General features: G+C 60.4%; 12 protein-coding genes. 10 read left to right on the top strand and 2 right to left on the bottom strand.

The features are described from left to right. Window positions 1-324 precede the first annotated feature (324 nt). The 7 genes from ppc to E3W21_RS05530 all read left to right on the top strand — a co-directional run bounded on the left by ppc (window position 325) and on the right by E3W21_RS05530 (window position 7,611). Window positions 325-2,955, top strand: coding sequence for a phosphoenolpyruvate carboxylase (gene ppc, locus E3W21_RS05500; RefSeq protein ID WP_134418736.1), 2,631 nt, complete (start codon window positions 325-327; stop codon window positions 2,953-2,955). Window positions 2,956-3,244: 289 nt separating this feature from the next. After that, window positions 3,245-3,895, top strand: a complete 651-nt coding sequence (adk, locus tag E3W21_RS05505; protein WP_134418737.1) for an adenylate kinase — start codon at window positions 3,245-3,247, stop codon at window positions 3,893-3,895. A 93-nt stretch (window positions 3,896-3,988) separates the two neighbouring features. Further along, window positions 3,989-4,663 carry a tRNA (adenosine(37)-N6)-threonylcarbamoyltransferase complex dimerization subunit type 1 TsaB gene (tsaB, locus tag E3W21_RS05510; protein WP_095128123.1) on the top strand — a complete coding sequence of 225 codons (675 nt, stop codon included), beginning with the start codon at window positions 3,989-3,991 and terminating at the stop codon, window positions 4,661-4,663. Between the two features lie 232 nt (window positions 4,664-4,895). Further along, the gene (locus E3W21_RS05515) at window positions 4,896-5,201 is read left to right on the top strand and encodes a hypothetical protein (RefSeq protein WP_008156859.1); all 306 of its coding nucleotides are present in this window, start codon (window positions 4,896-4,898) and stop codon (window positions 5,199-5,201) included. Beyond that, window positions 5,198-6,058, top strand: a complete 861-nt coding sequence (locus tag E3W21_RS05520) for a DUF72 domain-containing protein (protein ID WP_134418890.1) — start codon at window positions 5,198-5,200, stop codon at window positions 6,056-6,058. The genes E3W21_RS05515 and E3W21_RS05520 overlap by 4 nt, the downstream gene beginning before the upstream one ends. A gap of 33 nt (window positions 6,059-6,091) precedes the next feature. Next, complete coding sequence (locus E3W21_RS05525) at window positions 6,092-6,913, top strand: oxaloacetate decarboxylase (protein ID WP_129441571.1); 822 nt, start codon at window positions 6,092-6,094, stop codon at window positions 6,911-6,913. A gap of 2 nt (window positions 6,914-6,915) precedes the next feature. After that, window positions 6,916-7,611, top strand: a complete 696-nt coding sequence (locus E3W21_RS05530; protein ID WP_134418738.1) for an extensin family protein — start codon at window positions 6,916-6,918, stop codon at window positions 7,609-7,611. Window positions 7,612-7,628: 17 nt separating this feature from the next. Here the strand turns inward: E3W21_RS05530 and E3W21_RS05535 are convergent, their stop codons facing one another. Continuing rightward, the gene (locus tag E3W21_RS05535) at window positions 7,629-8,249 is read right to left on the bottom strand and encodes an energy transducer TonB (protein ID WP_134418739.1); all 621 of its coding nucleotides are present in this window, start codon (window positions 8,247-8,249) and stop codon (window positions 7,629-7,631) included. A gap of 93 nt (window positions 8,250-8,342) precedes the next feature. Here E3W21_RS05535 and E3W21_RS05540 point away from each other — a divergent pair, with 93 nt between their 5' ends. Continuing rightward, the gene (locus E3W21_RS05540; protein ID WP_033056325.1) at window positions 8,343-9,125 is read left to right on the top strand and encodes a class I SAM-dependent methyltransferase; all 783 of its coding nucleotides are present in this window, start codon (window positions 8,343-8,345) and stop codon (window positions 9,123-9,125) included. A gap of 124 nt (window positions 9,126-9,249) precedes the next feature. Here E3W21_RS05540 and E3W21_RS05545 read toward each other — a convergent pair whose 3' ends face one another. Then, window positions 9,250-9,894, bottom strand: coding sequence for a TetR/AcrR family transcriptional regulator (locus E3W21_RS05545; protein WP_129441577.1), 645 nt, complete (start codon window positions 9,892-9,894; stop codon window positions 9,250-9,252). Window positions 9,895-9,988: 94 nt separating this feature from the next. On the opposite strand from E3W21_RS05545, the gene E3W21_RS05550 reads away from it, so the two are divergent. After that, a complete protein-coding gene (locus tag E3W21_RS05550) occupies window positions 9,989-11,089 on the top strand; it encodes an efflux RND transporter periplasmic adaptor subunit (RefSeq protein WP_134418740.1) in 1,101 nt (366 codons plus the stop codon). Between the two features lie 6 nt (window positions 11,090-11,095). After that, a complete protein-coding gene (locus E3W21_RS05555) occupies window positions 11,096-14,167 on the top strand; it encodes an efflux RND transporter permease subunit (protein WP_134418741.1) in 3,072 nt (1,023 codons plus the stop codon). Window positions 14,168-14,230: the final 63 nt, after the last annotated feature.

A 14,230-nucleotide genomic window follows, 5' to 3' on the forward strand; every position in this document is an offset into this window, starting at 1 on the left:
GCTTCCTTCCCACACTCGGTCGCCCTCATGCAGTTGCGCTTCGCTTCATTCGCTGTGGCCAGCTCAAGAGAGGACTTTCACCTCTAGGATGGCGCCCATGCTGGGCGCACAAGTGAGTCGCTGTAAAAGCGAAACCGTAATCAGCCATCACCGCAGAAACGGATATGTACCCACCAACCCCAATCCCCAATCCCCAATCCCAAAACTTTCTCAGGCGAACAGCATTCCCATCGTCGTCTGCTTGTAAGAACCGCTTTACAGCGGCACTCTCTAACTCAAGAGCATGGACACCAAGTCACCCGGATTTTCGCTGGAGAACTGCTGATGACCGATATTGATGCACGCTTGCGCGAGGATGTTCACCTGTTGGGTGAGCTGTTGGGCAACACCATTCGCGAGCAGTACGGGGACGGTTTTCTCGACAAGATCGAGCAGATCCGCAAAGGCGCCAAGGCCGACCGTCGCGGTTCGATGGACGCTGAACTGAGCGCCAGCCTCAACCAATTGAGCGAAGAAGAGTTGCTGCCGGTGGCGCGGGCGTTCAACCAGTTTCTCAACCTGGCCAATATCGCCGAGCAATATCAGCTGATTCACCGTCGCGAAGAGTCGCAGCCTGCACCGTTCGAGGCGCGGGTACTGCCGGAACTGCTCGCCCGCCTGAGTGCTGAAGGTCATGGCGCCGAATCCCTGGCCCGGCAACTGGGACGGCTGGAGATTGAGTTGGTCCTCACCGCTCACCCGACCGAGGTGGCGCGCCGCACGCTGATCCAGAAATACGACGCGATTGCCGCACAACTGGCCGCCCAGGACCATCGCGACCTGACCACCGCCGAACGCGAGCAGATCCACACGAAGTTGCAGCGCCTGATCGCCGAAGCCTGGCACACCGAAGAAATCCGCCGCACCCGCCCTACGCCGGTGGATGAAGCCAAATGGGGCTTCGCGGTGATCGAGCATTCGCTGTGGCAGGCGATCCCCAACTATTTGCGCAAGGCCGATAAAGCCCTGCATGACGCCACTGGCCTGCACCTCCCACTGGAGGCAGCGCCGATTCGCTTTGCCTCGTGGATGGGCGGTGACCGCGATGGCAACCCCAACGTGACCGCTGCCGTAACCCGTGAAGTCTTGCTGCTGGCGCGGTGGATGGCCGCGGACTTGTACCTGCGCGATGTCGATCGCCTGGCGGCCGAGTTGTCGATGCAGCAGGCCAGCGACGACTTGGGGGCCAAGGCCGGGGACAGCGCCGAACCTTACCGTGCGGTGCTTAAACAGCTGCGTGAACGCCTGCGCGCGACGCGTAACTGGGCTCACGCCTCCTTGACGACGACCACGCCGGCACCCGCCGATGTGTTGCAAAACAATCGCGAGCTGCTCGATCCGCTGGAGCTGTGCTACCACTCGCTGCATGAGTGCGGCATGGGCGTGATCGCTGATGGGCCGCTGCTCGATTGCCTGCGCCGGGCGGTGACGTTCGGGCTGTTCCTGGTGCGGCTCGATGTGCGTCAGGACTCGACGCGACATACCGCGGCGATGACCGAGATCACCGATTACCTGGGCCTGGGGCGCTACGAGGACTGGAGCGAGGAAGAGCGCATCGTCTTCCTGATGCGTGAGCTGAACAACCGCCGGCCGTTACTGCCGGCGTACTTCAAGCCATCGGCCGACACCGCTGAAGTGCTGGCGACCTGCCGGGAAATCGCTGCGGCACCGGGTGCATCGCTCGGTTCTTATGTGATCTCCATGGCCGGCGCCGCTTCCGACGTGCTGGCCGTGCAACTGCTGCTCAAAGAGTCTGGCGTGTTACGGCCGATGCGCGTGGTGCCGCTGTTCGAAACCCTTGCCGACCTCGACAACGCCGGCCCGGTGATTGAAAAGCTCTTGCTACTTCCGGGTTATCGCGCGCGCTTGCAAGGGCCGCAGGAAGTGATGATCGGCTACTCCGACTCGGCCAAGGATGCCGGCACTACCGCGGCGGCCTGGGCGCAGTATCGGGCGCAGGAGCGCTTGGTCGACATCTGCCGCGAGCAGCAAGTGGAACTGCTGTTGTTCCACGGTCGCGGTGGCACCGTGGGTCGCGGCGGCGGCCCGGCACACGCGGCGATTCTGTCGCAACCGCCGGGTTCGGTGGCGGGGCGTTTCCGTACCACCGAGCAGGGGGAAATGATTCGTTTCAAATTCGGCCTGCCGGACATCGCCGAGCAGAACCTCAATCTGTACCTGGCAGCGGTATTGGAAGCGACCTTGTTGCCGCCGCCGCCACCGGAGCCAGCCTGGCGCAATCTGATGGACGAATTGGCCGCCGACGGTGTCAGCGCTTATCGCGCCGTGGTGCGGGAAAATCCGCAATTCGTTGAGTATTTCCGCCAGTCCACTCCAGAGCAGGAACTGGGACGCTTGCCGTTGGGCAGTCGCCCGGCCAAGCGCCGCGCTGGCGGGATTGAAAGCCTGCGGGCGATCCCGTGGATCTTCGGCTGGACCCAGACGCGTCTGATGTTGCCGGCGTGGCTCGGCTGGGAAGCGGCGCTGAGCAAGGCGCTGGAGCGCGGCGAAGGCGAGCTGCTGGGGCAGATGCGCGAGCAGTGGCCGTTCTTCCGCACGCGCATCGATATGCTGGAAATGGTGTTGGCCAAGGCCGATGCCGATATCGCCCGGTCTTACGATGAGCGTTTGGTCGAGCCGGATCTGCTCCCTTTGGGGGCGCATTTACGCGACCTATTGTCGCAGGCGTGCTCGGTGGTCCTGGGGCTGACCGGTCAGTCGCAGCTACTGGCACATAGCCCAGCCACGCTTGAATTCATCCGCTTGCGCAACACTTACCTCGACCCTCTTCATCTATTGCAGGCTGAGTTGTTGGCGCGTTCGCGACAACAGGAAGTGGCACAGGGCAGTCCGGTAGAACAGGCGCTACTGGTGTCTGTGGCGGGGATTGCCGCCGGTTTGCGTAATACCGGCTAAGGTTTTCGTCGTGGGGCAAGGCACTCGGCGCGAGCGTCGAGTTGCCTGTGGGCGAGGGCTTGAAAAGTGCTGCCAGGCGACAGTTAGTGATGGGGTTGCGACTAGGGTTACCCCGACGAAAGGCCACATCAGGCGTGGGTTTCTCCGACTTTCGGCGGCTTGTGTGGTCCGGGCCTGCTGTGTATCTTGATCAGCCTTTGACCGTTTGGGCGGTCACGACCCTTTTATTGAGATTGGCCCCACGAGGCGAATCTGACGTTATCTATATAAAAAATTGAGGAGCACATCGATGCGCGTCATTCTGCTGGGAGCTCCCGGGGCCGGTAAAGGTACTCAGGCTAAGTTCATCACCGAAAAATTCGGTATCCCGCAAATCTCCACCGGCGACATGCTGCGTGCCGCGGTCAAGGCCGGCACCGAGCTGGGCCTGATCGCCAAGAGCGTCATGGACAGCGGTGGTCTGGTTTCCGATGACCTGATCATCAATCTGGTCAAGGAACGCATCAGCCAGGCCGATTGCGCCAACGGTTTCCTGTTCGACGGTTTCCCGCGCACCATTCCTCAGGCTGAAGCCCTGGTGAAAGCCGGCGTGGAGCTGGATCACGTGGTCGAAATCGCCGTCGACGACGAAGAAATCGTTCAGCGTATCGCTGGTCGTCGCGTTCACGAGGCCAGCGGCCGCGTGTACCACACCGTCTACAACCCGCCGAAAATCGCCGGCAAGGACGACATCACCGGTGAAGCACTGGTGCAGCGCAAGGACGACACCGAAGAAACCGTGCGTCATCGCCTGTCGGTTTACCATTCCCAGACCAAGCCTCTGGTCGAGTTCTACCAGACGCTGTCTGCTGCTACTGATGGCAAGCCGAAGTACAGCCACATTGCGGGCGTCGGCTCGGTTGAAGTGATCACCGGCAAGGTGCTTGAAGCACTGAGCTGAAAAGTCTGAATCGCTTCATCTTCTACGGCCCGCTTGCGGGCCGTAGTTGTTTATACTGGCGCACTTTTTCTGACCTCTCTTACGGAAACATCGATGAGCACCTTGCTGGCCCTGGACACCGCGACTGAAGCTTGCTCCGTTGCCTTGCTGCATGACGGCAAAGTCACGAGCCATTACGAGGTGATCCCGCGCCTGCATGCGCAGAAGCTGCTGCCGATGATTCAGCAGTTGCTGGCGGATGCCGGGACCACCCTGCAAGCGGTCGATGCCATCGCTTTCGGACGTGGTCCGGGTGCGTTCACCGGCGTGCGGATCGCCATCGGCGTGGTGCAGGGGCTGGCGTTTGCGCTGGATCGTCCGGTGTTACCAGTATCGAACCTGGCCGTGCTGGCGCAGCGGGCTTATCGCGAACACGGCGTGAGCCAGGTGGCGGCCGCCATCGATGCGCGCATGGACGAAGTGTATTGGGGTTGCTACCGCGAAACGGCGGGGGAGATGCGGCTGGTTGGCAATGAAGCCGTGCTGCCGCCGGAAGTGGCCGCGTTGCCGGCAGACGCCAGCGGTGAGTGGTTTGGCGCGGGCACTGGCTGGGGTTATGCCGAGCGAATCGCCGTCAGCCTGACCGGGCAGGATGCGGGCATGCTGCCTCACGCCGAGGACCTGCTGACCCTGGCGCGTTTTGCCTGGGCGCGTGGCGAGGCGATCGTGGCTGATGAGGCTCAGCCGGTTTATTTGCGGGATAAGGTTGCGACCCCGAAGGCGCGTTAATTCATTGCAGCGAGTTGGCCCCATCGCGAGCAAGCTCGCTCCCACAGGGTTTACGCTAACCCCTGTGGGAGCGGGCTTGCCCGCGATGGCGGACTGCGCAACGCAGCCAATCGTCACTTTATGCCCCAGCTTTTAAACCTTTTCGCTTTTATGTGTTCTAGTTATCACTCGGCAGTTTGCGAAGCGGGCCATGCGCCACTAAACTGCCACCATTGATCCCGGACATGTACTCATGCGTATAGACGGCGTTCCCTCCCAGTCCTACCCCATCAAACGCAAGCCTCGCAAAGGCCCTGTGGCGGATGACGACTACGTCGATATTGACGGCGAGCTGGAAATTCCATCCGAAGAGCAAATGGCTGCCCGCGCTGCCAAAGCCTCTGCACAACGCTTGAGCAATCTTCCCGCCCGTCAACAAGACATGCTTTATCACCGTGCCATGAGCAGCAGTGTCGCGAAGGCCCTGGCCAGCTACCTGAGCACCGCCGGTTTTGTCGATTGGGATTCGGATGTGCTGGGCCTCGACCTGTACATCTGATGCTGCCTTACTACCTGGGCTGTCCGTCCTGGAGTGAAAACGCCTGGCGCGATTATCTTTATCCGACAGACGCCAAACCCGCTGAGTTTCTGAATCTCTATTCCCAAGTATTCAACGCCGTGGAAGGCAATACGACCTTCTACGCGAGCCCGGCTGCGACTACTGTGCAACGTTGGGCCGAGACCATGCCCGAACACTTTCGCTTCACTGCCAAGTTCCCCGGTGACATCAGCCACAGCGGTGACCTGCGCGAACAATTGACCGCTGCCGAAACCTTCCTGCAATTGCTCAGCCCCCTCGGCGAACGGGTTTCACCGCTGTGGCTGCAACTGTCCAAAAGCTTTACGCCGCAGCGACTGTCGGAGCTTGCCGGTTTTATCGATGCTGTGGACCGGCCTCTGGCGGTTGAAGTGCGGCATGACGAGTTCTTCGCCAAGGGCGATGCCGAGAGAATGCTCAATCGCCTGCTACTGGATCGCGGTGTCGAGCGTATCTGCCTTGATCCCCGCGCGCTGTTCAGCTGCACATCGACCGATCCCTCGGTACTTCACGCCCAATCGAAAAAGCCCAGGGTGCCGCCCCGTCCGGCCGCCTTCACGCAATGTCCGCAGGTGCGCTTCATCGGCCATCCGCAGCTTGAGGCCAACGACCCGTTCCTGCTGCCGTGGGTCGAGAAAATCGCCGTGTGGATCGAAGAGGGTCGTACGCCTTATATCTTCCTGCACACCGCCGACAACCTGCTGGCCGCCAAACTGGCGCAACGTTTCCACGCAAAACTGATGCTGCGTTTACCTGGCCTGCCACCGCTGCCTGAGCTATACAGAGAGCCCGCTGCCGAGCAACTTGGCCTGCTCTGAAGCGGATTTCTTGCACTTTTCAGGAGCCTGCCAATGGATGCGCAAACCCTTCGAGCCCAAGCGTTCAAAGCACTGCACGAACGCGCGGGGGCTTTTGTCATTCCTAACCCGTGGGATGCCGGCTCGGCGAAAATGCTCGCCAGCCTTGGTTTCGAAGCGCTGGCGACCACCAGTGCCGGTTACGCCTTTTCCAACGCCCGCCCCGATGGCGCGCTGACGCTGGACGACACTCTGGCAAACGTTCGGGCGATTGTTGCGGCAACTGATCTGCCCGTAGCCGTCGATCTGGAAAACGGCTTCGCTGACGATCCAGCCGAATGCGCACAGAGTATTTTGCGTGCGGCAGAGGCCGGTGCGGTTGGCGGCTCTATCGAAGATGCCACTGGCCGTGCAGCAGCGCCGATCTACTGCTTCGAGCATGCCGTCGCGCGCATCGAGGCTGCCGTGGCAGCCGCTCGCAGCTTGCCGTTTCCCTTTATGTTGACCGCTCGCGCGGAGAACTTTCTGCACGGCAATCCTGATCTCGCCGATACCATTCGCCGCTTGCAGGCGTTTGCCGAGGCGGGTGCCGACGTGCTTTATGCGCCGGGTCTGCGCAGTGCTGAAGATGTGTTGGCGGTGGTCCGTGCCGTGGCGCCCAAGCCAGTCAATGTGCTGATGTCCGGTGGGCTCAAACTGACGGTCGAGCAGTTGAGCGAAATGGGCGTCAAACGAATTAGCGTCGGTTCGGCTCTGGCGCTGGCAGCGTATGGCGAGTTTTTCCGCGCTGCCGAAGAGATCAAGACGTCGGGCACATTCGGGTTCACGTCGCGGTCCATGCCGTACGCCCAGGCCAATCAATTGTTCAAAGGCTGACGATGCGGTTTCGGTGGTGGCTGCTGTTGATGCTGTTAATCATTGGCACGGCGGCGGTGAGCGTCTGGCGCGGCTGGATCTCACTGCCGCCGCAGTGGAATCCCTGGGCACCGCTGGACGTGAAGGCCGCGCCCAATTTTCTGACCCGCTATAAACTGATGCGTCTGAGCGATGATCCGCAGTTGTGCGATCAAGCCCTGAGCAGCTCTGGATTGCGCGTAACCCATCAGGCCGACAGCCCCGACGCGACGTGTCCGTTGATCAACACCTTGCGTGTGCAAGGCGGCGAGGTGGCGCTGAGCAGCAGTTTCCTCGCCAGTTGCCGCCTGGCGGTGTCGTTTGCCCTGTTCGAACACCACGCCCTGCAACCCGCCGCGCAAGCGGTCTACGGTCAAGCAGTAACGCGTGTCGACCATCTCGGCAGCTTTGCCTGTCGCAACGTCTACAGCCGCGAAAACGGCAGACGCAGCCAGCATGCCAGTGCCAATGCGCTGGATATCGCCGGTTTTCGCTTGGCCGATGGCCGATCCATCAACGTGCTCAAGGATTGGCCGAAGGATAATCAGGACGCACGGTTTTTACGTCAGGTTCGCTATAGCGCCTGCGACATGTTCAGTGTGGTCTTGAGCCCGGACTACAACGCCGCCCATCGCAATCACTTTCATGTGGATGTCGGGCCGTGGTGGGTGTGTCGCTGAAGGCCTGTTATTGAAGGTCAGGCGGCGATGCGCAGGTTTTGCAGGACGATCGGTCGAGCCCAGCCGTTATCGAAGTCGAGTTGTTTCTGTTGCTCCACCAGCTCTTCGGGCGAGAACGGCGGGAATGGCTTGTCCAGCAGATCGAGTTCGAACTCGGCGATCGGCAGGTGCAGCGGACGCGGTTGCGGGGCGGCGCCAGGCACTGGCAGCGGTAGACCGGCAGTGAGCACGATCGGGCGGACCCAGCGGCTTTCGAAGTCCTGTTGTTTCTGTTGAGCGACGATTTCTTGTGCCGGGAACGGTGGGAAAGGTTTGTCGGCCAGGTCCATTTCGAACTCGGCAATCGGCAGGAACAGTGGCTCGGGAGGGCGGACCTCGGTTTCTTTCACATCGCATTCGCGCTGGGAAATGATATGAGCCAGCAGTTCGCTGCCAACGGTGGGTTCGACCGGGCTGTCGAGATCGACCGGTGGAAAGTTGAGAGAAGCCGGTACGACATCGCCCGACTGATCGGCCAGGGCCTGGGCAAAGAAATCCTGCCACAGGTGACTGACGCCGCTCAGTGCTTGGGAGTTTCGTAGACCAAAATCGCCGTGGGGCGAGATGTAGCCTATCGATGTGCGTTGAATGTCTGACATTTCTCTCGGTCGACGCTCAGCTCTGGCAAAATGCTCGATAGTTTTGTTATCGGCCGTTTTTGCCGATCATTAATTTTTTGAGCGTGTTTTCCCATGATTGAGCAACCTGCGGCCTGCCGCATCCATGTCGAGGCCCTGGCCGCGACTTTTCAGCCACAGGCCGAACAATGGGCCGAGCGCCTGGGTTTGCCGATGCAGGTGGATGACGGTGAGTTTGCCTTGCAGGTCGGCGACCAGGGTTTGCAGCTACAGCAACTGGGCCCGGACGCACCGGGGCCGGTGCGGGTGGACTTTGTCGAGGGCGGTGCGGCCCATCGCCGCTTGTACGGCGGCGGTAGCGGTCAGATGATCGCCAAGGCGGTCGGGGTTGCCCAAGGCGTGCGTCCGCGCGTGCTGGATGCCACGGCGGGGCTGGGCAAAGATGCGTTCGTGCTGGCGAGTCTGGGCTGCGAGATGAGCCTGATCGAGCGTCAGCCGCTGATTGGCGCGTTGCTTGAAGATGGCCTGGCACGCGGCGCGGAAGACTTTGACGTGGCGCCGATTGTGGCGCGGATGCGCTTGCTCAAGGGCAATTCGATCGAGGTGATGCGCAATTGGGAAGGCGAGCCGCCACAGGTGATCTACCTCGACCCGATGTTTCCCCATCGTGAGAAAACGGCCTTGGTGAAGAAGGAAATGCGCCTGTTTCGGCCGCTGGTAGGCGATGACCCGGATGCGCCTGCACTGCTCGAAGCGGCGTTGGCATTGGCCAGTCATCGAGTGGTGGTCAAGCGCCCGCGCAAGGCGCCGTGTATCGAAGGGCCGAAGCCGAGTCATGCGCTGGACGGTAAATCGAGCCGGTATGACATTTACCCGAAGAAAGCGCTCAAGCCTTAAGACCGCGTCGCTCCCATCGCGAGCAAGCTCGCTCCCACATTCGACCGCGTTCCCTTGAGAAGACTCGGTCAAATGTGGGAGCGGGCTTGCTCGCGAAGGGGCCAGAACAGACAACCGAAACCTATCAGGCTGTCTCTGGTCGATACGCCCGCATAAACAACCCCACCACTTCCTGCACATGGCTCTCGGCCGCATCCCCGGTCAACGGCTCGCCACAGCCATAAAGCAGCCTGAAATTCCCCGCACCCTTGAGCAGGCAGAAGAAATGCTCGGCCGCATTGCGCGGTTTGTCGATGCTCAACGCGCCGCTCTGATCAACCTTGGTCAGCAACCGCTCCATGCCCTGCAGCATGCGCTCAGGCCCGGCCTCGAAGAAGATCAGCGAGAGTTTCGGGTCCTGGCTGCCCAGCGTCATCATCAGCCGGTGCAGATTGACCGATTCGTCACTGTTGATCAGTTGATGAAAGCCGCGCGCGATGTTCAACAGCACCGTTTCTACGGCAGTGCCGTCCGGCAATTCGAAAAACAACGTCGGCAATTGCTCTTCGCACTTGGCCATCACGGCGGCGGAGAACAGCGTCTCCTTGTCGTTGAAATGGCTGTAGACCGTCAGCTTCGACACACCGGCATCGGCCGCGACGGCGTCCATGCTGGTATTCGCATAACCCTTGCTCAGAAACAGAATTTTCGCCGCATCGAGGATCGCCTGGCGCTTGGCCAGATCCTTGGGACGGCCCGGACCGTTGGGTGCTGAAAGATTGTTCGACATTATTCGCTTTTAATACTGGACTGGTGAGTTTGCTATTAATAACATACCGCTCAGTATAATTATTCCAAGCACCATTAGCGAAAGGTCCTTCACCATGTTCCGCTATGCCTTGCCCCTCGCGTTGCCAGTCTGTCTGGCGTTTTTATTGTCTGCGTGTGGTCACGAAGAGGCGCCTCAAGTCACCGTTCGCCCGGCCATGGTCGTACAGCCAGAGCCGTCGTCCCAGGCGATGGAAAGTTTTCCCGGTGAAGTCCGCGCTCGCTATGAGCCAGACCTGGCGTTTCGCATTGGCGGTAAAGTCAGTCGACGACTGGTCGAAGAGGGGCAGCGGGTCAAGGCTGATCAACCTTTGGCGGAGCTCGATCCTCAGGACGTGCGCCTGCAACTGGAAGCCACCCGTGCCCAGGTCGCCGCTGCCGAGGCCAACCTGAGCCTGGTGCGCGCCGAACGTGATCGCTACAAGACCCTGATGGACCGTCAGATGGTCAGCCGTTCGCAGTACGACAATTCCGAAAACCTTTACCGATCCGGTGAAGCCCGCCTCAAGCAAATCAAAGCCGAATTCAACGTTTCGACCAATCAGGCCAGTTACGCCGTGCTGCGTGCGCCTCAGGATGGCGTGGTGGCTAAACGCGCGGTTGAAGTCGGGCAAGTGGTGGCGGCGGGGCAAACCGTATTTACCCTCGCCACCGATGGCGAACGCGAGGTGTTGATCAGCGTGCCGGAGCAGAGCTTTGGCCGCTTCAAGGTCGGTCAGCCAGTGTCAGTCGCACTGTGGACCCAACCCGACCAACGTTTCGCCGGGCGCATCCGTGAGCTGTCGCCCGCTGCCGATCCCAAATCGCGCACCTTTGCCGCCCGCATCGCGTTCACTGCCGGCAAGGTCCCCGCTGAACTCGGCCAGAGCGCCCGGGTGTTCGTTCAGACATCCGATGTGGTGCCGCTGTCGGTGCCGCTTTCCGCGCTGACCGCGGAAAACGGCGCGACCTACGTCTGGGGTGTCACTACCAACAACACCTTGAAGAAAACCCCGGTCCGGGTCGGTGCCTTCGGCGAGAAAACCGTACCGGTGCTCGAAGGCCTGAATGCCAGCGACTGGGTGGTGGCCGCTGGCGTCCATGTGCTGCTTGAAGGGCAGCAGGTGCGTCCGGTGGATCGCTCCAACCGCGTGGTCAATCTGGCGGACAAGGAGTAATCCCCAATGGGTTTCAATCTTTCCGAATGGGCGCTGCGTAATCGCCAGATCGTACTGTTCCTGATGCTCTTGCTGGCCATTGTTGGCGCACTGTCCTACACCAAGCTCGGCCAAAGTGAAGACCCGCCGTTCACCTTCAAGGCCATGGTGATTCGTACCAACTGGCCTGGGGCCACGGCGCAGGAAGTGTCGCGCCAGGTCACTGAGCGTATTGAAAAGAAACTGATGGAAACCGGCGAATACGAACGCATCGTTTCGTTCTCCCGTCCGGGCGAATCCCAAGTGACGTTCGTTGCCCGTGATTCCATGCACTCGGTGGAAATCCCGGACCTCTGGTACCAGGTTCGCAAGAAGATCAGCGACATTCGTCAGACCCTGCCACCGGGCATCCAGGGGCCATTCTTCAATGATGAGTTCGGCACAACGTTTGGCAACATCTACGCGCTGACGGGCGAAGGTTTTGATTACGCGGTGCTCAAGGACTACGCCGACCGCGTGCAGATTCAGCTGCAACGGGTCAAGGATGTGGGCAAGGTCGATCTGCTCGGGTTACAGGACGAGAAGATCTGGATCGAACTCTCCAACGTCAAACTCGCCACCCTCGGCCTGCCTTTGTCGGCGGTGCAGCAGGCCCTTGAAGAGCAAAACGCGGTGTCCACCGCCGGGTTCTTCGAGACCTCCAGCGAGCGATTGCAGCTACGCGTCTCGGGGAATTTTCAGACGGTCGAAGAGATCAAGAGCTTCCCTATCCGCGTCGGTGATCGTACGTTCCGCATCGCCGATGTGGCGGATGTGCGTCGGGGTTTCAACGATCCGCCAGCGCCAAGCATGCGCTTCATGGCGGAAAACGCCATCGGTCTGGCCGTGGCCATGAAGGACGGTGGCGACATTCTGGTGCTGGGCAAGGCGTTGGAAATCGAATTCGACCGCATCCAGAAAAATCTCCCTGCCGGTATGCAGCTGCGCAAGGTCTCCGACCAGCCCGTCGCTGTGAAAAGCAGTGTCGGTGAATTTGTTCAGGTGCTGGTGGAAGCACTGGCAATCGTCCTGCTGGTGAGCTTCTTCTCCCTCGGCGTGCGCACCGGCATGGTGGTCGCGTTGGCGATTCCTTTGGTATTGGCGATGACGTTCGCCTGCATGTATTACCTGGGAATCGGCCTGCACAAGATTTCCCTCGGGGCGTTGGTGCTGGCGCTGGGTTTGTTGGTGGACGACGCGATCATCGCCGTGGAAATGATGGCGATCAAAATGGAGCAGGGCTTCGACCGGATCAAGGCGGCCAGTTACGCCTGGACCAGCACCGCATTCCCGATGCTCACCGGTACGCTGATCACCGCTGCCGGCTTCCTGCCGATTGCTACTGCGCAATCGGGCACGGGTGAATACACGCGTTCGATCTTCCAGGTGGTGACCATCGCGTTGCTGGCCTCGTGGGTGGCCGCTGTTGTGTTTGTGCCTTATCTGGGGGAAAAACTCCTGCCGGATCTGGCGAAGATTCATGCAGCCAAACATGGCACCGGCGACGGTCAGCCCGACCCTTACGGCACGCCGTTCTATCAGCGCGTCAGACGCTTGGTTGAGTGGTGCGTACGGCGGCGCAAGACGGTCATTGTCCTGACGGCCGTGTTGTTTATCGGTTCTGTCATCCTGTTTCGCTTTGTGCCGCAACAGTTCTTCCCGGCATCGGGTCGTCTGGAGTTGATGGTCGATCTGAAACTGGCGGAAGGTGCCTCGTTGAGCAACACCCGAGATGAGGTCAAACGCCTCGAAGCACTGCTGAAGGATCACGCCGGTATCGACAACTATGTCGCTTACGTTGGCACCGGTTCGCCACGTTTTTACCTGCCCCTGGATCAACAACTTCCTGCAGCGAGCTTCGCGCAGTTTGTAGTCCTGGCTAAAACCATCGAGGAGCGCGAAACCCTGCGCACCTGGCTGATCGAAGCCCTCAAGGAACAATTCCCGGCCCTGCGCGCGCGGGTGACGCGTCTGGAGAACGGGCCACCGGTTGGCTATCCGATGCAGTTCCGGGTCACCGGTGAGCACATCGAGGAAGTCCGCGCGCTGGCCCGTAAAGTGGCCGCCAAGGTTCGCGAGAACCCGCATGTGGTCAACGTCCATCTGGATTGGGAAGAACCGAGCAAAGTCGTTTATCTGAACGTCGATCAGGACCGCGCCCGGGCGCTTGGCGTGAGCACCGCGAACCTGTCGAAGTTCCTGCAAAGCTCTCTGACCGGTTCCAGCGTCAGCCAGTACCGTGAAGACAACGAGTTGATCGAGATTCTATTGCGCGGCACGTTGCATGAACGTACCGAACTGTCATTGCTGCCAAGCCTGGCGGTGCCGACTGACAACGGTCGCAGCGTGGCGCTGTCGCAAATCGCGACGCTGGAATACGGCTTCGAAGAAGGCATCATCTGGCACCGCAACCGCTTGCCGAACGTGACGGTCCGCGCCGACATTTACGGTAAGGAGCAACCGGCGACGCTGGTGCAGCAGATCATGCCGACCCTCGATCCGATCCGCGCCGAACTGCCGGACGGCTACTTGCTGGAAGTCGGCGGCACTGTAGAGGACTCGGCTCGCGGGCAGAATTCGGTGAAGGCCGGTGTGCCGCTTTTCATCGTGGTGGTGCTGACATTGCTGATGCTGCAACTGCGCAGTTTCTCACGCACGGTAATGGTGTTTCTGACGGCGCCTTTGGGTTTGATCGGTGTGACCTTGTTCCTGATGGTGTTCCGTCAGCCGTTCGGTTTCGTCGCCATGCTCGGCACCATCGCGCTCTCCGGGATGATCATGCGTAACTCGGTGATTCTGGTGGACCAGATCGAGCAGGACATCGCTGCAGGGCTCAAGCCTTGGCAGGCGATTATTGAAGCCACGGTGCGGCGTTTCCGGCCGATTGTGTTGACTGCACTCGCGGCGGTGCTGGCGATGATTCCGCTATCACGCAGTGTGTTTTTCGGGCCGATGGCGGTGGCGATCATGGGCGGGTTGATTGTCGCGACGGCGTTGACGTTGCTGTTTTTGCCGGCGTTGTATGCGGCGTGGTTCAGGATCAAAAAGGACCCAGCCTAACGTCCTACGTGTATTTCAGATCCCTCTGATATTGAGTCAGAGAGATCTGAATGCTGTACTCAA

The sequence above is a fragment of the Pseudomonas sp. F01002 genome (genome assembly GCF_004402115.1).
Classification (GTDB): Bacteria; Pseudomonadota; Gammaproteobacteria; order Pseudomonadales; family Pseudomonadaceae; genus Aquipseudomonas; species Aquipseudomonas frigoris.

Excerpts from the sequence above, each read along its gene's own strand:
- ppc (WP_134418736.1), top strand. The coding sequence starts at position 325 with ATGACCGATATTGATGCACGCTTGCGCGAGGATGTTCACCTGTTGGGT.
- adk (WP_134418737.1), top strand. The coding sequence starts at position 3,245 with ATGCGCGTCATTCTGCTGGGAGCTCCCGGGGCCGGTAAAGGTACTCAG.
- tsaB (WP_095128123.1), top strand. The coding sequence starts at position 3,989 with ATGAGCACCTTGCTGGCCCTGGACACCGCGACTGAAGCTTGCTCCGTT.
- E3W21_RS05515 (WP_008156859.1), top strand. The coding sequence starts at position 4,896 with ATGCGTATAGACGGCGTTCCCTCCCAGTCCTACCCCATCAAACGCAAG.
- E3W21_RS05525 (WP_129441571.1), top strand. The coding sequence starts at position 6,092 with ATGGATGCGCAAACCCTTCGAGCCCAAGCGTTCAAAGCACTGCACGAA.
- E3W21_RS05530 (WP_134418738.1), top strand. The coding sequence starts at position 6,916 with ATGCGGTTTCGGTGGTGGCTGCTGTTGATGCTGTTAATCATTGGCACG.
- E3W21_RS05535 (WP_134418739.1), bottom strand. The coding sequence starts at position 8,249 with ATGTCAGACATTCAACGCACATCGATAGGCTACATCTCGCCCCACGGC.
- E3W21_RS05540 (WP_033056325.1), top strand. The coding sequence starts at position 8,343 with ATGATTGAGCAACCTGCGGCCTGCCGCATCCATGTCGAGGCCCTGGCC.
- E3W21_RS05545 (WP_129441577.1), bottom strand. The coding sequence starts at position 9,894 with ATGTCGAACAATCTTTCAGCACCCAACGGTCCGGGCCGTCCCAAGGAT.
- E3W21_RS05550 (WP_134418740.1), top strand. The coding sequence starts at position 9,989 with ATGTTCCGCTATGCCTTGCCCCTCGCGTTGCCAGTCTGTCTGGCGTTT.
- E3W21_RS05555 (WP_134418741.1), top strand. The coding sequence starts at position 11,096 with ATGGGTTTCAATCTTTCCGAATGGGCGCTGCGTAATCGCCAGATCGTA.